At 66.3% G+C, this 18,961-nt stretch carries 18 protein-coding genes and 1 tRNA gene; 6 read left to right on the forward strand and 13 right to left on the reverse strand.

Annotation, left to right across the window (positions count from 1 at the left end; all coding sequences use genetic code 11):
- The first annotated feature begins 73 nt into the window (after positions 1–73).
- Positions 74–829 (forward strand): SDR family NAD(P)-dependent oxidoreductase, encoded by a 756-nt coding sequence (locus C1926_RS08920; RefSeq protein ID WP_108758940.1) that lies wholly within the window; start codon positions 74–76, stop codon positions 827–829.
- A 56-nt stretch (positions 830–885) separates the two neighbouring features.
- Here the strand turns inward: C1926_RS08920 and C1926_RS08925 are convergent, their stop codons facing one another.
- From C1926_RS08925 to dtd, 10 genes are all read right to left on the reverse strand, one after another.
- Complete coding sequence (locus tag C1926_RS08925; protein WP_108758941.1) at positions 886–1,872, reverse strand: glycoside hydrolase family 43 protein; 987 nt, start codon at positions 1,870–1,872, stop codon at positions 886–888.
- 101 nt (positions 1,873–1,973) lie between these two features.
- Positions 1,974–2,393: an H-NS histone family protein gene (locus tag C1926_RS08930; protein ID WP_108758942.1), complete on the reverse strand. Its 420-nt coding sequence runs from the start codon at positions 2,391–2,393 to the stop codon at positions 1,974–1,976.
- Positions 2,394–2,453: 60 nt separating this feature from the next.
- The gene (locus C1926_RS21445) at positions 2,454–2,618 is read right to left on the reverse strand and encodes a hypothetical protein (protein ID WP_159095060.1); all 165 of its coding nucleotides are present in this window, start codon (positions 2,616–2,618) and stop codon (positions 2,454–2,456) included.
- 178 nt (positions 2,619–2,796) lie between these two features.
- Positions 2,797–3,117 (reverse strand): hypothetical protein, encoded by a 321-nt coding sequence (locus C1926_RS21450; RefSeq protein WP_159095061.1) that lies wholly within the window; start codon positions 3,115–3,117, stop codon positions 2,797–2,799.
- A gap of 474 nt (positions 3,118–3,591) precedes the next feature.
- A complete protein-coding gene (locus C1926_RS08940; protein ID WP_159095062.1) occupies positions 3,592–4,302 on the reverse strand; it encodes a hypothetical protein in 711 nt (236 codons plus the stop codon).
- Positions 4,303–4,767: 465 nt separating this feature from the next.
- Positions 4,768–4,843, reverse strand: a tRNA-Ile gene (locus tag C1926_RS08945).
- Between the two features lie 44 nt (positions 4,844–4,887).
- Complete coding sequence (locus tag C1926_RS08950) at positions 4,888–5,199, reverse strand: hypothetical protein (protein WP_108758945.1); 312 nt, start codon at positions 5,197–5,199, stop codon at positions 4,888–4,890.
- Between the two features lie 182 nt (positions 5,200–5,381).
- Positions 5,382–6,782: a type II toxin-antitoxin system HipA family toxin YjjJ gene (gene yjjJ, locus C1926_RS08955; RefSeq protein ID WP_108758946.1), complete on the reverse strand. Its 1,401-nt coding sequence runs from the start codon at positions 6,780–6,782 to the stop codon at positions 5,382–5,384.
- 246 nt (positions 6,783–7,028) lie between these two features.
- Positions 7,029–8,882 (reverse strand): RNA polymerase sigma factor RpoD, encoded by a 1,854-nt coding sequence (gene rpoD, locus C1926_RS08960; RefSeq protein WP_108758947.1) that lies wholly within the window; start codon positions 8,880–8,882, stop codon positions 7,029–7,031.
- 90 nt (positions 8,883–8,972) lie between these two features.
- The gene (dtd, locus tag C1926_RS08965; protein ID WP_079223626.1) at positions 8,973–9,413 is read right to left on the reverse strand and encodes a D-aminoacyl-tRNA deacylase; all 441 of its coding nucleotides are present in this window, start codon (positions 9,411–9,413) and stop codon (positions 8,973–8,975) included.
- Between the two features lie 61 nt (positions 9,414–9,474).
- On the opposite strand from dtd, the gene C1926_RS08970 reads away from it, so the two are divergent.
- The 4 genes from C1926_RS08970 to C1926_RS08985 all read left to right on the forward strand — a co-directional run bounded on the left by C1926_RS08970 (position 9,475) and on the right by C1926_RS08985 (position 13,738).
- Entirely contained in the window at positions 9,475–10,395 is a 921-nt protein-coding gene (locus C1926_RS08970; RefSeq protein WP_108758948.1) for a lauroyl acyltransferase, read from the forward strand.
- 75 nt (positions 10,396–10,470) lie between these two features.
- Positions 10,471–11,604: a GTP cyclohydrolase II RibA gene (ribA, locus tag C1926_RS08975; protein WP_108758949.1), complete on the forward strand. Its 1,134-nt coding sequence runs from the start codon at positions 10,471–10,473 to the stop codon at positions 11,602–11,604.
- 77 nt (positions 11,605–11,681) lie between these two features.
- Positions 11,682–12,203 carry a PH domain-containing protein gene (locus C1926_RS08980; RefSeq protein ID WP_254057389.1) on the forward strand — a complete coding sequence of 174 codons (522 nt, stop codon included), beginning with the start codon at positions 11,682–11,684 and terminating at the stop codon, positions 12,201–12,203.
- Positions 12,200–13,738 (forward strand): PH domain-containing protein, encoded by a 1,539-nt coding sequence (locus C1926_RS08985; protein ID WP_108758950.1) that lies wholly within the window; start codon positions 12,200–12,202, stop codon positions 13,736–13,738. Before C1926_RS08980 ends, C1926_RS08985 begins: the two co-directional genes overlap by 4 nt.
- A 116-nt stretch (positions 13,739–13,854) precedes the next feature.
- Here the strand turns inward: C1926_RS08985 and C1926_RS08990 are convergent, their stop codons facing one another.
- Positions 13,855–14,913 (reverse strand): CDP-glycerol glycerophosphotransferase family protein, encoded by a 1,059-nt coding sequence (locus C1926_RS08990; protein WP_108758951.1) that lies wholly within the window; start codon positions 14,911–14,913, stop codon positions 13,855–13,857.
- Here C1926_RS08990 and C1926_RS08995 point away from each other — a divergent pair.
- The gene (locus C1926_RS08995) at positions 14,912–15,718 is read left to right on the forward strand and encodes a glycosyltransferase family 2 protein (RefSeq protein ID WP_108758952.1); all 807 of its coding nucleotides are present in this window, start codon (positions 14,912–14,914) and stop codon (positions 15,716–15,718) included. The genes C1926_RS08990 and C1926_RS08995 overlap by 2 nt on opposite strands.
- 122 nt (positions 15,719–15,840) lie before the next feature.
- Here C1926_RS08995 and C1926_RS09000 read toward each other — a convergent pair whose 3' ends face one another.
- Complete coding sequence (locus C1926_RS09000; protein WP_108758953.1) at positions 15,841–17,145, reverse strand: O-antigen ligase; 1,305 nt, start codon at positions 17,143–17,145, stop codon at positions 15,841–15,843.
- 95 nt (positions 17,146–17,240) lie between these two features.
- Positions 17,241–18,956 (reverse strand): glycosyltransferase family 39 protein, encoded by a 1,716-nt coding sequence (locus C1926_RS09005; RefSeq protein WP_108758954.1) that lies wholly within the window; start codon positions 18,954–18,956, stop codon positions 17,241–17,243.
- Positions 18,957–18,961: the final 5 nt, after the last annotated feature.

An 18,961-nucleotide genomic window follows, 5' to 3' on the forward strand; every position in this document is an offset into this window, starting at 1 on the left:
TGCCCTCCCCTTCCTGCTGGAAGGGATGCATCCTGCCGTGGCCTTTCCCCAGACCCTCTGGAAAGGCACTCCCATGAAGCTCACCGGCAACACCATTCTCATCACCGGCGGCAGCCGTGGCATTGGCCGCGCATTCGCCGAAGCCCTGCATGACCGTGGCAACCAGGTCATCATCACCGGCCGCGACCCCGCACTGCTGGACGCCATCTGCGCGCAACGCCCCGGCATGACCGGCCTGCCACTGGAGCTCGGCGACCCCGCGTCGCTGGCGCAGGTGGCCGAGGTCGTACACGCGCGCTTTCCCTCGCTGAACGTGCTCATGGCCAATGCAGGCATCTCGCGCGCGGAAGATCTGGCCAGCGGCCACTGGGACGACCTCGATGCCGAGGCCATCGTCGACACCAACATCCTGGGCGTGCTGCGCACGGTCGCGACCTTCCTGCCGCTGCTGACCCGGCAGCGCAGCGCGACCTTGATGGCCACCAGCTCGTCGCTGGCCTTCCTGCCCCTGGCCAGCTTCCCCACGTACTGCGCCAGCAAAGCCTTCCTGCATTCATGGCTGGTATCGCTGCGCCATCAACTGCGCCACCTGCCGGTGGACGTGCTGGAACTCTCGCCGCCCTACGTGCAGACCGGGCTGACCGGCGCCGCGCAGGCCAGCGACCCTCGCGCCATGCCCGTGCAGGATTACGTGCAGCAGGTGCTGCTGAAGCTGGAACGCGGCGATCATCCACGCGGCGAAGTACTACTGGACGCTGACCAGGCACGACGCTGGGCCGAACGCGACGGCACCTACGATGCGATCTTCGCGCTGATGAATCCCGCGTAGACGCGGTCGCACAACCGCGCCTGACAACCGCCGCCGGAAGAATCCGGTGGCGGCCCTCAGCGCAGCGGATCGGCCGCCACGCCCTCATGGGTGATCTTCACCGGCAGGATGTGGCCCTGCGCATCGAAGTGCATGCGCTCGATGGCGGTCTCGCGATGGTCGCGGGCGGTGTCACCGTGCGGGCGACGGTGATAGACGATGTACCAGCGGTCGGTGCCCGGCACCTGGATGACCGAGTTGTGGCCGGCACTGGTGGCGATGGTTTCATCCTGCTGCAGCACCGTGCCGACGCGCTTGAACGGTCCGGTGGGTGCATCGGCAATGGCATAGGCCACCGTGTAATCCGGGCCGCCCCAGCCGCCTTCGGACCACATGAAGTAATAGTGTCCACCGCGCTTGAACATCAGTGGGCCCTCCACGTATTCCGGCGCCGGCGTGATTTCCTTGAACAGCGTGCCATCGGCCAGCGGCAGCACACCGGTGAAATCATCCTTCAGGCGCACGATGTTGGCGTGCTTCCAACCGCCGTAGATCATGTACCAGGCGCCGTCGTCATCCTTGAACACGAACTGGTCGATGGGCTGCGCGCCATTGTGGAAAGCCCCCACCAGCGGCTTGCCCAGCAGATCCTTGTACGGGCCTTCCGGGCAGTCGGCCACGGCCACGCCGATGCCACCCAGTTCGCTGTCGGTCTTGATGTCGTTGGCGGCGAAGAAGAAGTAGTACTTGCCGTTGTTTTCCACCACGGACGGCGCCCACATCGCGCGCTTGGCCCAGGGCACGTTCCTGGCGTTCAGGACGTCGGCATGCTTGGTCCAATGCACCAGATCCGGCGACGAGAATGCATCGAAGGTGATCTGCGCATCGTAGTCCGCCGAGGTGGTCGGGAATATCCAGTAGCGGTTGGCGAATACCGCCGCTTCCGGGTCGGCATACCAACCCTTCAGGATCGGATTACCCGAGGTGGCAGGCGACGCGGCCTGCGCGCCCGTTGCCAGTGCCGCTGCCATGCAGGCGGCCATCATCCACTTGCCCAACGCCATGCCATGCGCTCCCGTGCTGGATAGATGGGAGCATATTAGATCGATTCAGATGCGCAATGCGCGGGCAGCCCCACCCCGTGCGCGGGAGTGGGACGCAGACCTCAGGCTTTCTTGATGACGGTGCGCTTGCCGATGCTGCTGGTCTTGCCCGCCGTCGGCTTGGCCAGGCCCGGAATCAGGAAATCGGTGACCTTGTGGCCCATGGACACCTTGTGTGCCAGCCAACGCGGCATACGGCCACGGCCGGTCCAGGTCAGGCGCTTGTATTCCGGATCGCGGTATTTGGCGGCGACCCTGCCGGTTTTACGGCGGGCGGGTTTACGCGCGGGTGGGGCGGTTTCTGCGGCTTCATCGCCGAAGAGTTCTTCGATGGTGTAACCGGCTTCGGCGGCAGCGGCCTTCAGCAGGCGGCGCACGGCGGCGGCCGGGCGGCGGGTGGTGATGAGGGCTTTGCGCTGTTCGGCCGCAGCCACCAGTGCGCCCAGCTCCCGAAGGCTGAGCGATTCGATATCGATAGTCATGCTGGGAAAGGTCTACTGCGGCGGGCTGGGTGTCAAGCGTGTCGATGGATTATAGGGCGATCACTCACGGACGGCTTTTTCCGCTTGTCGGGCGGGGCATCGAAATCGAATGAATTCGTTGTTGGTGCGATCAATTGCAGTCAGGGCATCTCCATCGGCACTCAGCGTGAAGTGGCTGTTGCTCAACCAGGTCTTGCCCCCACCGGACACGTTTGCGATCAGCATCATAATTTCAATCGGCACTGAGGCGCTCCCATCAGCCCCCCCATTTCAGGCACCATGGCCGCGGCCAAGTAGCCAGCCCCTGCCTCAATTTTGATCTGATGACGTCCGCGTCTGAGAGTCCGCGGCGTCAGCGGTGTCGTTCTCCCAAGTAACAATCTCCCAGTGCGCCCCGTCAGGTTCAAGTCTCGCGCGACCGGTGAGCTACCTGCGCATCTTGGGCAATCGGCTCAATTTCCCGCATTTCAATCTTTCCAATTCCAGGCAGTTCAACCACCTTGATGACTGAACGCATCCACGGCATCAGAGCGAGCACAATGAGTGCTACCGAAACGCCATCCAAGTGGATGAAGCTTGGGAACGCGCATCTGATAACAACTGCCATTGATGCTGTCGCAGAGATCATGATTGCCCGAGATCGCCACCGGTTAGGCGCAACCTTAGGGTCTACACCCAATCGATGCCCCTGGCTCTTCACAGAACCTTCGTCAAGGGTATGCATCAGATGGACGACATTCTGCCGACCTAGCCAGCATTCCGCCCCTCTTGTCCTGCACTTCGCCAGTGGCCTCGGCCGCTGCCTCTGCCGATCGCCGGCTCCGATTACGAGCTCAAGATCGAATGGCCGAGTGTTCCAAAAATTGCTGACAGCAAGCTGGGCCACTGCAAGGCGAGCAGGATGTCCGCACAAGTTGCCGTAGTAGACAAATCGAGCTGCACGGAGGTTTGTCGTTTCAAGTAGGCCGGCCGTCGCCAGCTCAAACAACACAGAGCGGCCTACTTTCACCTTCTTGCATCTAAGGGTGAAGCGCCCAAAATACTCATATCTGCATGTGTTCATTGACTGCACCGTGTGGCCGATAAGCGGCGGGTGAGTCGAAATCTAACGATCAAGACGGGCGGCTAACATGCCGTCTATTCCTACAATCTCCAAATGCGCTCAGGCTGAATCTAATTGCAAAAAATGAGATTAGGCTCAGAGCCTACGCACTGCTGCATTCACCGGGGCAAGCTTTGAGATTGCCGCCTCATCCAGATCGGTTGCATCAAAGAACACCGAGGTCAACGCTAAAACAATCGCTCGATGAGGCTTCCCAAAATAGCGATGTAGATCCTCAGTCAAGCGCCTAATGAATCGAAGCCGCTTCACATTAGGATCATTGGGCTTTTTAATTTCCGTTTTCAACTCTGGGAGCATTAAGGCACCTTGGTGAATCGCGTCAAAGACCAGGCCCAGATCAGCCATGATGCCGTGGTAGATGGAAAATCGCTTATGAACCAAGTCTTCCTCTTTGTCCTCTTCATCTGCGAAGTTGACACCCATGCGCTCTTGGTAGTTCAGTGCGCTTTCGAGGGCTGCGCCATCGAAAAATGGCTGGAATGGCCAATCCAGCCCGATCTCTTCGCGGTAGAAGGGGATAAGTAGTTCGCGCAACGCCTCACAGTGCAGCACGATCTTCTTTGCCCGCTCCTCACGCTGCTTCTTGGTCAACTTCTCAAATGGCTCCAACTCTGCCAACCCTCTACGTACGGCGGCGTTTAACCAATCCTCTACGCTCTCGGGTATCAGGAATGGACGATGTTCCTTGCCCTCAAGCGTGCGCAGGCAGAACTCATAGGCAGGCGATCTTGAAAGAGCATCCCTTATCATGATCTGCTTTTGATCAATGAACGCTTTCGTTGGCATAAGCATCGCCTCAAATTATTGAATTTATCCGCTCACGAGATGGGTGGGGACGTAATCGGTCTGATTGGATATTGCCACTATGTGCGGCATCATGGCCTGTTGACTTAGGCCCCCTCCGCAGACTCAGGTTTGGCGCCCCCCTATCTCGCCAGCATCTCATCACCTGAGCTGAATTGGCTCCACCTCGCAGCGGCGATGGTACCGCCACACTTGCACGCCCGATCGCTGAACCTCAATGCAGTGACCGTTGGATTCCTCTACACGGAGGAAGCTCCCCATTCGTTTAAGCGGACTTAGCTTGGCCTCGGACAACATGTGAGTTGTCCAAGGCCTTCAAGCGGTCGACATACCGCTCTATTTATTCTCTTCTGCGAATGCAGTTAGATGTTAGCGGATGCAAACGAACAGAAAGAGTGCCCAAAGAACATAAGTTCAATCGCTCCCGGGCATCGCTGGATGTCAATGTGGTGGGCCCACCAGGATTCGAACCTGGAACCAAAGGATTATGAGTCCTCTGCTCTAACCGTTGAGCTATAGGCCCTGCGCAGCGCCACAGTGTAGTGGAGCGCGCCCCCGCCCGGCTACTCAGGCATCAACGGCCAGTGCCTTGGCCACCTGCTCCAGCCGCACCTCGGCAATCTCCGCAAAGTGCTGCATCTGCCGCAGGTGCGCCTGGAACAGAGCCACCGTCCGCCGGGCCGATTCAAGCCCTGGCTGATTGCCACCATCAAAGCCGTCAACCAGTCCCGAGCCAGAGAGCGTCAGCAATGCAAACGTCGTGCGCCGGGCGAACCCCAGCCGGTCCTCGCGCTCGTCCTGCTGTACGTCGTCCCAGTCCAGCAGCGGCGGGAAGTCGATCTGCAGGGAATCAAGTGTGTCGTGCTCCACATCATTCATGGCGTAACTCCAGATGCATAAGGGTCTATGCAACAGGCCGCACGCGGTATGCGTGGCCTGCTGCGCGTCTGCATCGATGCCGGTGATGTCCGGCCCGCCTACGGGATGTGTTGAGCATCTGCCCGGCCAGACTGCGGCCGCGCCAGGAAGAATTCAAACGGCAGATGCGACACAGCGCGAAATCACCCGAACCGCGCCCCCATCGCCCTCACCCGCTCGGCATTCCCTCGCGCCAGCGCGCGCAGTCCATCCGACCCCACCCGCCCATCCACCGCAACGCGCTCCCAGAACTCGCTCGCCAGCGGCGCGGCCCAGCGCAGATGCTCCAGCTCGCCGCTCTCACGCGGCGCCACAGCCTCCAGCACCGCATCCTGCCGCAGCACACCCAACCGCGATGGTGCCAACGACATCGGCAACATGTCGTAGGCCGGTGCCAGCGGCAACGGGCCGCGATCAACGAGGCGGAAACCGATGTTGCCCTGGTGCATGTCACTGTTGCCGATCAACCGGCCAAACGCATGCAGCCGCGCCATGGCCTGCACGGTATCGGCAGACAACCAGCCCAGCGCCTGCAGCTGCGCACCCGCGCGCGGCCACTCCAGCGTCGCTTCACCGGTAAACGCGGACGACAGCGACAACAGCGAAACAAAGCCTCGGCGCCCCAGCACATCGGCGCTGCGGTCGAAACGCGTGACTTCCAGGAAGGTGTGCGTGGGCGTCTGCAGCAACTCACTGCTGGCGGCATCCACGCGAGCGGCGCGCAAGGTTTCCAGCGCGAGGTGTTCGCACACCAACAGATCGGCCCAGCGCTGCGCGGCCTCGCCGCCATCGGGCTGGGCGAACTTCACGATCACCGCGCGGCGACCGCCTTCGCTGTCTACCGTGGCGGTGAACTTGGGTTGCTCGCCGCCGGGCGACGACCCCACGTCTTCGCCGGCCAATGCGGCACGCGCACGTTGCGGGTACTGCTGCGCCCGGTCGCGTGCAGCCACGCGGTCAGGCGGTGCATCCAGTGCAGCCAGGGCCGCCTGTACGGCCTCGCCGCCCAGCAACAGGTCGCCGGTCTCGGTTCCGCCGCCATGCACCAGCGCCACCAGCACGTCGTCGCGCTGCCAGCGGGTCAGGTCCGAGGGCAGGCCGAGGCCGCGCGCACGGCCATGCGCGAAGCTGCGGCCGAGGAAGCCCTGCGGGCGCAGATCGTCGAGGTACCACGGCAGGCCCGGGAAGAAGGCGGCGATGTCGCCGTCCGGCGCGCGCAGCAGGTTGGGCCGCGCACGGCTGGCATCCACGTGGAAGGTGTCGCCACTGAGCGCGATCACCCGACCCAGCTCTTCCAGCGTGGCGTCTTCGCGCAGGCGGTACAGCGGCCATTCGCTGCCCACGCGCGAGGGCTGGCGCCGGGCATAGGCGGTGGCGCGCGTCTGCCCCAGGCGCACGACCTGATCGCCACTGGCCGCGACCAGGCGGCTGAGCGTCATGCGGTTCACGCCCAGGCGCTCGGCCAGCGCGGCCGCCGGCTGTGGCCGGCCGGGGGGAAGCTGGGCGATCAGATCCTGGGGGTGCAGGAGCGCGCGGCGGGCCATGAGTGGGCCTTGGGGACGAATAGTGTTACGTATTTAGCGCAAAAGAATGCGGCCTGCAAGCGGGGTAAAACTTGAAAACTATTGTTTTACATGGGTTTTTACAAAGCTAGCCGCAGCATAAATCAGAAATAGTGTTACGTAAAAATTACGAATACTTCAAAAAATCCGCCGGGCATGGCCCGGCGCTACCAAAGAAAAACCCCGCCGAAGCGGGGTTTCTCTCAACACATCAGCCGTCGCTGGGTATCAGTCGATATCCAGGAAGCTGCGCAGCTGCTCCGAGCGGCTCGGGTGACGCAGCTTGCGCAGGGCCTTCGCTTCGATCTGGCGGATGCGCTCGCGGGTCACGTCGAACTGCTTGCCGACCTCTTCCAGCGTGTGGTCGGTATTCATGTCGATGCCGAAGCGCATGCGCAGCACCTTGGCTTCCCTCGGGGTGAGGCCGGCCAGCACGTCGCGCACGGTTTCAGACAAGTTGATGTTGGTGGTGTTCTCGATCGGGGACTCCACGTTGGTGTCCTCGATGAAGTCGCCCAGATGGGAATCCTCGTCGTCGCCGATCGGGGTTTCCATCGAGATCGGCTCCTTGGCGATCTTCATCACCTTGCGGATCTTGTCTTCCGGCATGTCCATTTCCTTGGCCAGCTCCTCCGGCGTAGCCTCGCGGCCGTACTGCTGGAGCATCTGGCGGGAAATGCGGTTCAACTTGTTGATCGTCTCGATCATGTGCACCGGGATACGGATGGTGCGTGCCTGGTCGGCAATCGAGCGGGTGATCGCCTGGCGGATCCACCAGGTGGCGTAGGTCGAGAACTTGTAACCGCGGCGGTATTCGAACTTGTCCACGGCCTTCATCAGGCCGATGTTGCCTTCCTGGATCAGGTCGAGGAACTGCAGGCCGCGGTTGGTGTACTTCTTGGCGATGGAGATGACCAGGCGCAGGTTGGCCTCGACCATTTCCTTCTTGGCCTTGCGGGCCTTGGCTTCGCCGTAGGCCATGGCGCGGCTGATTTCCTTCAGCTCGTCCAGGTCCAGCAGGGTCAGCTTTTCAATGTCGATGGTGGCCTGCTGCTCGGACACGATCTGGTCCTTCACCTCACGCAGCGCCGAGGACCACTTCTGCTTGCGCTTCAGTGCGTCTTCCACCCATTCCAGGTTGGTCTGGTTGCCTTCCCAGGAACGGATGAAGTCCTTGCGCGGCATGCGGGCGGTGACGGTGGCCAGGTTCAGCACGCGGCGCTCATGCGACTTGATGTCGGCCATGGTGTCGCGCAGCTGCTTGGTCAGCACGTCGGTCAGCGGCAGCGGCAGCTTCAGGGTGACGAACACCGCCGACATCTCCTCGCGGAGCTTGGGCAGGTTCTTCTTGTCGCCCTTGGCGGCGGCCTTCTTGAAGGCATTCAACGCGTCGGTCAGCGCCTGCATGCGCGCGGCGACTTCCTCCGGGTCCGGACCGGTCGGTGCGGCTTCTTCATCGCCGCCGTCGACATCATCGTCCTCGTCCTCGTCGGCGTCGTCATCGCTGTCGTCGCTGTCATCAGACGCAGCAGCGGCCGGAGCCGGCACTTCGTCGGAGAGGTCGTTGAAGCCGACGATCACTTCGGCCAGGCGCTTCTTGCCTTCCTTGTGGGCGTCGTAGTCGGACAGCAGCGATTCGACCGAAACCGGGAACTGGCCCAGTGCGGCCTGCACCTGCGAAAGGCCTTCCTCGATGCGCTTGGCGATGGCGATTTCGCCTTCGCGGGTCAGCAGCTCGACGGTGCCCATTTCGCGCATGTACATGCGCACCGGGTCGGTGGTGCGGCCACCTTCGGTGTCCAGCGCGCTCAGCGCTGCGGCGGCTTCTTCGGCCGCGGTGTCGTCGACCTCACGGTTGCCCGTGTTGCCGTCGTTGAGAAGCAGGGTTTCCACATCCGGCGCAACTTCATGGACATCAATGCCCATGCCGTTGATCATGCCGATGATGTCTTCGATCTGTTCCGGGTCGACCATGTCGTCCGGCAGATGGTCATTGACTTCGGCGTAGGTCAGGTAGCCCTGTTCCAGGCCCTTGCTGATCAGTTGCTTGATTTCGGATTGGGCAGGACGTTCGTTGGCCATGTAGTGCTCGCGCCACCGGCTAGGGAGAAATAGGGAACGTAGCATTATACCAGCCCGGGGCCCCGCCTGCCGGGCGGTGGTCCCGGCGGCCTAGGGCCTGAGAAGGAAGGTCACGGGACCGTCGTTGACCAGGCTGACGACCATATGGGCACCAAACCGGCCCGTTTCCACCCCCGGGGCGTGTTTTTCACGGCAGATCCCGACAAATCGATTGAACCCGCGTTCAGCCTCGTCCGGCGGGGCGGCGCTGGTGAAGCTGGGGCGCATGCCCGACCGGGTATCGGCGGCCAGGGTGAACTGGCTGACCAGCAGCAGCCCGCCCCCGGTATCGCGCAGCGAACGGTTCATTTTTCCCGCCTCATCTGCAAATACACGGTAGCCAAGCAGGCGATCGGCCATCCGCTGCAGCTGCGCCTCGGTATCGCCCGGTTCCATGCCCACCAGGGCCAGCAGGCCGGGGCCGATCTGCCCGACCGCCTCGCCCTCCACATGCACGGCAGCCTGGGTGACACGCTGGATCAGGACGAGCATCGAGGGGCTCCAGTTAACGGGGGCGGCCACGATAGCAGCGCCCTTGGCTAAACTGGGGCCAATGAATCCGCAACGCAAAGCCCGGCTGGTCCATCGCGCCACCACCCTGTTCGCCCGCCTGCCCTGGCCGCTGCTGCGGGGGTTCGCGCACGCCGTGGCCTGGGCGTGGATCCGCCTGAACGCCCGCGAGAGCCGGGTGACCCGGCGCAACCTGGAACTGGCCTACCCGGAGATCACCGGCGACGCGCGCGACCGCCTGCACCGCGAGCTGCTGCGCTCGACCGCCCTGCAGGCCATCGAAACCCTGCGCCTGTGGAGCCGGCCGCCGGCCGACAACCTGCGCCTGCACCTGAAGGAACAGCACGGCGCGGCCCTGTACGACGCGGCCCTGGCCAGCGGCAAAGGCGTGATCGTGGCCGCCCCGCACTACGGCAACTGGGAGCTGTTGAACCAGTGGCTGGCCTCGCGCGGGCAGATCGCCATCGTCTACAAGCCACCGGAAGACGAGGCCAGCGACGCCTTCCTGCAGCTGGTGCGTGGCGGCCAGAACGTACAGCAGGTGCGCGCCGAAGGCCCGGCCGTGCGCCAGCTGTTCAAAGTGCTCAAGGACGGCGGTGCCACCGGCATCCTGCCCGACCAGCAGCCCAAGGCCGGCGACGGCGTGTTCGTGCCGTTCTTCGGCGTGCAGGCGCTGACCATGACCCTGGTCAACCGCCTGGCCGAGCGCACCGGCGCCACCGTGCTGTACGGCTGGTGCGAGCGCATCGGGCCGGACATGGAATTCGCCCTGCACATCGAACCGACCGACCCGGCCGTGGCCGACCCGGACCCGCAGGTGGCGGCCACCGCGCTCAACGCCGGCATCGAGCGCATCGCCCGCCGCGATCCCACCCAGTACCAGTGGACCTACAAGCGCTACACGCTGCGCCCGCCGGGCAGCGGCGAAGATGACCCGTACGCCACCGAAGAACATCCGCATTGAGGACGGCGGCGGCTGGCCTGCGACCGGCTGCCGCAGTACGTTGAATACCGCGCTGGCGCCCCCATAGAGACTGCGATGTCCGCCTCCCCCGGTCCTGCCATGCCTGCTTCTTCCCTGTTCGGCGATCCCGCCGCGATCCGCTGCGAACGCGCGGTGGCCGAGCTGCGTGCCGGTCGCCCGGTGCTGCTGCACGATGGCCACGGCCAACGCCTGGCGGTGATCGCGCTGGACAGCGCCACGGCCAGCAGCTTCGCCGCCTTCGCCAGCGCCGCGCGCGAGCGCCATTACCTGTTCCTGACCGCCACCCGGGCCCGCGTGCTGGGCGTGGAGGCCGCCGAGGGTGCTCGCCTGCCGCTGGCCGGCGTAGCCTTCGATGCCCTGCCCTCGCTGGGCTACCTGCGCGAACCGGGCCCGATGCCGGAAGGCTGGAGCGCGGGCGACGACTTCGATGCCGGCGCGGTGGAACTGGCCCGCCTGGGCCTGCTGCTGCCGGCGATGGTGGCCGTGCGCCTGGACACCGGCGACCACACCTTCGACGGTGCGGCCGAGGTGGCCCTGTGCGACCTGGCCGAAGGCGCGGCCCACGCCGCCCACGATTACGAACTGGTGGCGCGTTCGCCGGTGCCGCTGCGCGATGTCGGCATGACCACCTTCGCGGTGTTCCGCGGCGGCGTAGCCCAGCGCGACCAGGTGGCGATCATCGTCGGCGAGCCCGACCTGTCGGCGGTGGTGCCGGTACGCGTGCATTCCTCGTGCCTGACCGGTGACCTGTTCGGTTCGCTCAAGTGCGACTGCGGCGACCAGCTGCGGCGCGGCCTGCGCAAGCTGAAGGAACTGGGTGGCGGCGTCCTGCTGTACCTGGACCAGGAAGGCCGCGGCACCGGTATTGCCGCGAAGATGCGCGCCTATGGCTACCAGCACGACGGCCTGGACACCATCGACGCCGATGCACAGCTCGGCTTCGGTGCCGACGAGCGCCGCTACGGCAGTGCAGTGGCGATGCTGCGCGGCCTGGGCATTTCGCGCGTGGCCCTGCTCAGCAACAACCCGACCAAGGCCCAGCGCCTGCGCAATGCCGGCATCGAAGTGCTGGACTGCATTCCGGTCACCGGCGAGATCACCGCGGAGAACGAGCACTACCTGCGCACCAAGGCCGACCGTGCCGGCCACATGCTCGATGTGGACGCGCTGATCCAGGCCGCACAGTAACGCGGCCGACCTGCTACCGTCTGCGCGGGGTGGCCACGGCCACCACCGCCCTGCCCCGCTGCCCGACGGACGCCCGCGTGACCGAACTGCCTTCGCCTGCATCGCCGCACCTGGACCACCTGGACCACCTGGACCACTGGCAACCGCTGCCGCTGCGCGCCGCCCGCCTGGCGGCGCTGGGGGGCGCCTTTGGCGGCCTGTTCGTGCCTGGCGCGCCACTGGCCGCCGCCTGGTGGTTCTTCGATCTGCCCGGTGGCCTGTGGGGTGCATCGGTCGGCCTGCTGGCCGGCCTTGCGTTCGGCGCCTGGCTCGGCCACCGGCGGATGACCCGCACACGCTGGCGGCTGGATGCCCAGGGCCTGGGCCTGCGCCGCGACCTGATGTGGCAGCTGGAAACCCGCATCCCCATTTCCCGCGTGCAGCACCTGGACCTGCGCCGTGGGCCGCTGGAACGCCGCGCCGGGCTGGCCACGCTGATCGTACACACGGCCGGTACGCGCCTGAGCGCGGTGACCGTCAGCGGCCTGGACGAGGCCGATGCCGAGCGCCTGCGCGATACCCTCGCGCACCAGCTCGACCAGGACGCCGACGCGCTGTGAGCCTGCCGCCGTCCCTGCCGCCTGCGCTGCCTGTCTATGGCCAGGAGCATCGCCTGCATCCCTGGTCGTGGCTGTTCGTGCTGCTGATGCAGCTGCGCCATTACCTCCTGCCGCTGGTGGCGCTGCTGGTGTTCGGCCAGCGCGGCGACCGCGACCCGATGTGGGCACAGCTGGTTCCACTGTCGGCCATTGCAGTGCTGGTGCTGGTCTCGGTGCTGCAGTACCTCAGCTACCGCTACCGCATCGGCAGTGATGCGATCACCGTGCGCAGCGGCCTGCTGTCGCGCAACCGCCGCGAGATTCCCTTCGCCCGCATCCACAACGTGGAGGTGCGGCAGAACCCGCTGCACCGCCTGTTCGGGGTGGCGGAGCTGCGCCTGGAATCGGCCGGTGGCGTGCGTCCGGAAGCAGAGATGCGCGTGCTGAAGCTGGACCAGGCGCTGGCGCTGGAACGGCTGGTGCGCCAGCGCGGGCAGGCGCCGCAGGCCGTGGCTGGTGATGCAGCGCAGGACAGCGCCGGCGACGAGGATGAGCGCGTGCTGCTGCGCCTGTCGGCGTGGGACGTGCTGCGCATGGGCCTACTTTCCAACCGTGGCTGGGCCTTGGCCGCGGCCGCCGTCGGCGTGCTGTTCCAGACCGTGCCGCGGCCGATGATGGACGACGCCCTCCAGCGCGGTGGCCGCCAGGCCTTCGGTTACGTCAGCCACCTGCACGCGGGCCTGACCGGCACGCTGCTGCTGGTGGCCGCTGCCCTGCTGCTGGGCTGGCTGGGGCTGCGCGTGCTGTCGGTGGTGCTGACCGTGCTGCGCTACCACGGCTTCACCCTGAGCGAGCGCGAACGCCGGCTGACGGTGTCCACGGGCCTGCTCAGCCGCACCCGCAGCAGCGTGGCGCGGCGCCGCATCCAGGCATGGACCCTGCGCGAAGGCACGCTGCAGCGCTGGTTCGGCCTGCGCCAACTGCGCATCGACAGCGCCGCCGGCGGCCCCGCACGCGATGACGACCGCGCCCTGCGCGAGCTGGCGCCGCTGGCCGCAGCCACCACCTGCGAAGGGCTGGTGCAGCACCTGCTGCCGCAACTGCAGTGGCCACCGGCACAGTGGCATGCCCTTCCGCAGCGCGGCTGGTGGCGGCTGAGCCTGGGCAGCCTGGTGCTGGTGCCGTTGCTGGCGGCCGCTGCGTACTGGCGCTGGGGCCGTTGGGGGCTGCTGGTGCTGGCCTGGCTGCCGGTGGCGCTGCTGGTGGCGCATCGGCAGATGGCGCGCATGGGCTGGCATCTGGATGGCCAGTTCGTGGCCGTGCGCGGCGGCTGGTGGCAGCGCTGGTGGCGCTGGGCCGAGCTGGACAAGGTGCAGGGCCTGCGCCTGCAGCGCTCGCCACTGGACAAGCTGCTGGGCACCGCCAGCCTGCAGCTGGACACGGCCGGTGCCCATGGCGATGTCGCGCTGGCGCTGAACTACCTGCCACAGGCGCAGGCGCAACAGGTGATGGAGCAGCTGGCCGCAGCACTCGCGCGGCGCAAGCTGCGCTGGTGATGGCGGGGTACATGGACACCCGCCGGTAGAGTCGACCGTTGGTCGACTATCGCGCGCAGCGCGAGGTTTCCGGACAATTCATGGAGAGCAGTCGACCAACGGTCGACTCTACCCCATCACCGCTGCGACGGGCCCCAGTACCCCAGGTCTTTGCGGATCTGCAGGTCACGTACCCAGCTGCCGAACGGCTTGCTCCGCAGCGCGCCCATTTCGCCGGACAGGAAATCCTCGGTCGCGGCGATCACCCGCTCGCTGGAGCGGCCATCGCGGAACGGGTGGATGGCATCGGCATAACGCACGATCTCGGCCTGCAGCGCCGCCTCCGGGTGCAGCGCGCGCTGCAGCATCGCCGGCAGCAGCGTCGCATCATCGAAGTCGATCATGTGCGGCTTGGGCACGCGGTTGCGGAAGGTCACCACTGGCTTGTGCTGGACAATGAACTCCGAAACGATCGAGGAGGTATCGGACACCAGCACGTCGGCCGCACGCTGGGCGGCCATCACCTGTTCCGGCTCGATGAAGCGCGCATTGGCGCCGGCCAGCGCGCGGTAGCGCTCGAACAGTTCCGGCGGGCACTTGGGGTGCAGGGTCAGCAGCCAGTAGCGCTCACCGGCGGCGATATCGGCGGCGATCGGCGCCAGCAGGTGCGGGGCCGCACTCAGCCGCTCGGTGAACGTCGAGCCGAACAGGATGACCGGACGCCCGCCGGCCGGCGCACGCAGCGCGGCACTCTCGCCACCATCGTCGCGGAACAGCGGATCCAGCTTCGGCCAGCCGGTCTCGGCCACGGCGAAGTGGCCCTGCTGCTCGGCGATCTGCCGGAACGGTGCGGTGGTGGCCGGCCCCTGCGTGCAGTACAGGTCGAACATGCCGCGCACCCGGAAGTGGCCGCGGGCGCTGTCGCGCTTCTCCACGTTGAAGCCATGGAACAGCTGCACCTTGGCGCCGGAGAGGAAGGTCGGCACCCAGTTGGCGGCGCTGAACACAGCGCGCGGGCGCATCGCCAGGGCCTGCTTCAGGCCGATGCTGGGCACCTCGGGCAGGCTGCTGCCAGCCGCGCCGCCCTCGAACCAGGCAGCTACCTCCTGCCCGGACGCGTGCAAGGCCTGCGCCAACGGGGCGAGAATAGGCAGCGCATAGCGCTCCGTCGCAAACAACAGGTACCCGGCCATCATGTCCTCCACGACCGCTCCCATCGAACGGCCTCGCATCTCGGCGTGCATTATCGCGTTCAACGAGGCCGGGCGCATCGGCGACTGCCTGGCCTCGCTGGCCTTCTGCGATGAGATCGTGGTGGTGGACTCGCAGTCCACCGATGCCACCGTGGCGATTGCCGAGGCCGCCGGTGCCCGCGTGCTGCAGCGCCCGTTCGATGGTTTCCGCAGCCAGAAGGCGTTCTGCGTCGAGCAGGCCCGCTACGACTGGGTGCTGTGCCTGGACGCCGACGAGCGCGTCAGCCCCGAGCTGCGCACGGCCATCGAGCAGGCCCGCGACGGCGGCTTCAGCGGCCACGCCGGTTACCGCTTCGCCCGCCTCTCGGAGTATTTCGGGAAGTTCCTGCGCCACGGCAACGCCTACCCGGACCGGGTGATGCGCCTGTTCGACCGGCGCCAGGGCGGCTGGCGCGGCAAGCGCGAGATCCACGAAGCAGCCAGCGTCGATGGCAGCGTCGGCACCCTGCGCGGTGATCTCATCCACTACCCCTACCGCTCGCTGCAGCAGCAGCTGGCCAAGACCGAGAAGTACGCGCGGATGATGGCCGAGCACGAATTTGCACGCGGCAAGCGGGCCACGCTGGGCAAGCTGGTGCTGGCACCGGCCTGGCGGTTCTGGCGCGGCTTCGTGTTCCGCGGTGGCTTCCGCGATGGCTGGCACGGCCTGGTCTACGCCTACGTGCGCGCCAACTACGTGCGGCAGAAGACCATCATGCTGTGGATGCTGGGCAACGGCCAGGCCGTGGCCGACCCGCGCAACGATTGATCCAGCATCGGTGCCGACCAACGGTCGGCACCTACCAGTAGATCCACGCCATGCGTGGATGACCTACATCCACTGGGGTCAGAGCCCTTTCCTGCGGAAAGGGATCCGACCCCGGTATCCCGTCAGGCCTTCGCCCGGTGGCGTGCGCCTTCCAGCAGCGACAGGCCGGTCAGCAGGCCTACGATGGTCACGTAGAAACTGGCCGTCATCTGGTGGGCGAACATCGACTGGGTCAGCCCGCACAACGCGTAGGCAATGACGATCATCACGCCCGCCGCCGCCGGCCCGCGGAAAGTGACCCGCCCGCTGCGCCGGTGCAGATGGACGAACACCCACAGCGGCACGCCGTACACCGCGATCAGCATCAGCAGGCCGGGCAGGCCCTGGGTCGCCGCCCATTCGGCCACGTCGTTGTGTGCATGGCCCAGGTGGCAGCGCACTTCGTCGGGGTCTTCGCGGCAGGCCGGCACGCGCTGCATGGCGCTGTCGAAGTGGCCAATGCCAACACCGGTCAGCGGATGGTCGAGGAAGGTCTGCCAGGCCACCTGTAGGCGCTCGACGCGCGCACCGGCAGAGGAATCGACGTCGCCCTGCTCCAGCTTCTGCACATCGCTGTGCAGTTCGGTCAGGCGCACCTGGTGGCGCAGTTCGGGCACCGACAGCAGCAGGGTGGCGCCGATGGCCAGCATGCCCGCCAGCACCGACAGGCGGGCCACGCCGGTCCGCCAGCGCAGGCTCAGGGCCAGGACCACCAGCAGCGCCAGCAACGCAGCGAAGACACCGCGGCTGCCGGTCAGCACGATCGTGCCGCAGCCGGCCGCCATGCCGACAATCACCAGCGACCAGCGTCGCGACGGGCGGCAGAACACCAGCAGCACCATCAGCATGACCACGATGTCGGCCAGCACGATGGCATTGGTGGTCAGCTCGGCACGCGGCGCGCCCTGCAGCACCTGCACCAGCGACAGCACGAAGCTGCCCAGCAGGCCGGCCAGCGCACCGCGCCAGAGCCAGCGCAGGTCCGGGCGCAGCGCACAGATCCACAGTGCGATCCACGGGATGACCAGGAACCGCGAACGGTTGTCGACATCACGCAGGCCCTGCTCGAACAGCAGCACCGACAGCAGGCCCAGCGCCACCGCCGCCAGCATCAGCGCGGTCAGCGCGCGCACGGGCGTGCCGCCCATGCCCCGCGCACGCCACAACAGCTCCGGCGCCAGCAGCGTGCTGACCAGCAGGGTCAACGCATACGGCAACAGGTTCACCGGTACGGTCAGTACCAGCGCCGGCATGCAGAACAGGCCGATCTGCGCGATCCAGTGCGCAGCGCCAAGGCGACCGCCGGCAGGCGCGGGCAACGGATCGGCGCGGGTGGGGTTCAGGTTGTCCGGTGAAGCTGGCACGTCGGGATTGATCGCTGCGGTCATGCGGAAGAAAACGGCGGCCCATGTCGCAGACCGCCCGCCTGATGTTTTACTGCCTTTGTGCACGCTTGGGCAGTCTGGACAATCCAGCCGCCACGTTATTGCTCGTTTCTCTGCAACCGTCGTTCACGTTTCAGTTCGGCTTCGGTCGGCACGCAGGGGCCATGCACCGCTCCGGCCGGTACCAACCACCAACGGCGACGGTTGGCGACACCGGCCAGCACCGCCCCGTCGCGGTCCACGCAGCCCAGCAGCGCGTCCTCGTGGGCCAGCAGCCAGCGCCGCTGCGGCGACAGTTGTTGCCACTGCACCCCCGCCTGCAGCTGCTCATGCCAGGGCACGGTGAAACCAAAGGTCGCTGCCGGGCGGTCCACCATCAGCAAATTCTGTTCCTTCCAGGCCACCAGGCCCAGCTCCGCATCGGCACCGATGCGCGCCCCGACCGAGCGCATCAGGCCGCGGGCGGAGCTGGAATCATTCAGCACCGGGTAGCCGACCAGGCTGTACAGCACCCACACCACGGCCAGCATCGAGACCAGCGCCAGGTGCCGCCGGGCCGGGCCGAACAGCAGCAGGCTGGCAATGCCGGCACCGCCCATGGCCAGCGCCGCCCACGCCATTGCCTCCATCGCCCCCGGGGCCAGCCCGCGCTCCAGCACCAGCCTGGCCTCGAAACCGGGCGTGCCGAGCAGGGCCGACGCGCCGGCGGCCAAGGTGCCCAGCGCCAGCAGCAGGGTGAAGCCGCCCAGCAGCCGCTGGACGTCACGCCGGCGCAGCAGCCCCGGTATCAGGGGCGCCAGGGCCAGGCAGAACATCGGCAGCGTGGGCAGGATGTAGACGTCGCGCTTGCCGTGCGGGATGGAGAAGAACAGCACGATCAGCAGCCACCAGCCCAGCAGCAGCAGGTAGCGTGCATCGCGCCGCTGCAGGCGCCGCCGCCACGCCGGGATCGCCCACGGCAGGGCCAGGAACGCCGGTATCCACATCGATGGCATCGTGCCCAGGAAGTACCACCACGGCTGGTGGTGATCCCACGACTGCGTGTAGCGCTTGGCCGTCTGCCGGAACAGGATGTCGTCCAGGTAGGCCTGGTACTCGCCCGACTTCGTCGCCAGCGCCGTCATCACCATCGGCACCAGCCACAACGCAGCGGCCAGCACGAAGGCCAGCGGCGCCAGCCAGAAGCGCAGATCGCGCGCATGCAGGCGCACCCGCGGCCAGTGCCGTGCCGAGGCGATCGCCGCCGGCAGGATCATCAGCAGCGCGAGCATGCCCACGCCCTTGGTGATGACCCCGATGCCAGCAAAGAACCAGCCCGCCCACCACCAGCGCCAGGCCGGCCCCAGCAGCAGGTGGCGCAGCAGCCCGTAGTTGGCCAGGGTGATGAACAGCACCAGCAGCGGGTCGATCTGCGCCTTCTTGGCCTGGAAGGTGAACTGCAGCGCGAACAGCAGCGCCCAGCCGGCGTACAGGCCGACCCGGCGCGTCCACAGCCGCCGGCCCAGGTCGACCACGCACCACAGCGTGCCCAGCGCGGCGATCAGCGAGGGCAGCAGGAAGGCCACCCGCCAGTTGCCGATCACGCTGTAGAAGGTGGCCTGCCACCACATCAGCATGGGCGGCTTGTCCGAATACAGCTCCAGCCCCCGGTGCGGGAACAGCCACTGGCCGCTGTCCACCATCTGCTTGGCGACCAGCGCGAAACGTGGCTCGTCCGACGGCCAGGGGTCGCGCAAGCCGAGCCCCGCGCCAAGCACCAGCAGGGCCATCACTACGAACAACCACGTCTCGCGTGACGCGCGGGTTTTCAGCATGAGGA

It is taken from the genome of Stenotrophomonas sp. ZAC14A_NAIMI4_1, from assembly GCF_003086915.1.
Lineage (GTDB): Bacteria > Pseudomonadota > Gammaproteobacteria > Xanthomonadales > Xanthomonadaceae > Stenotrophomonas.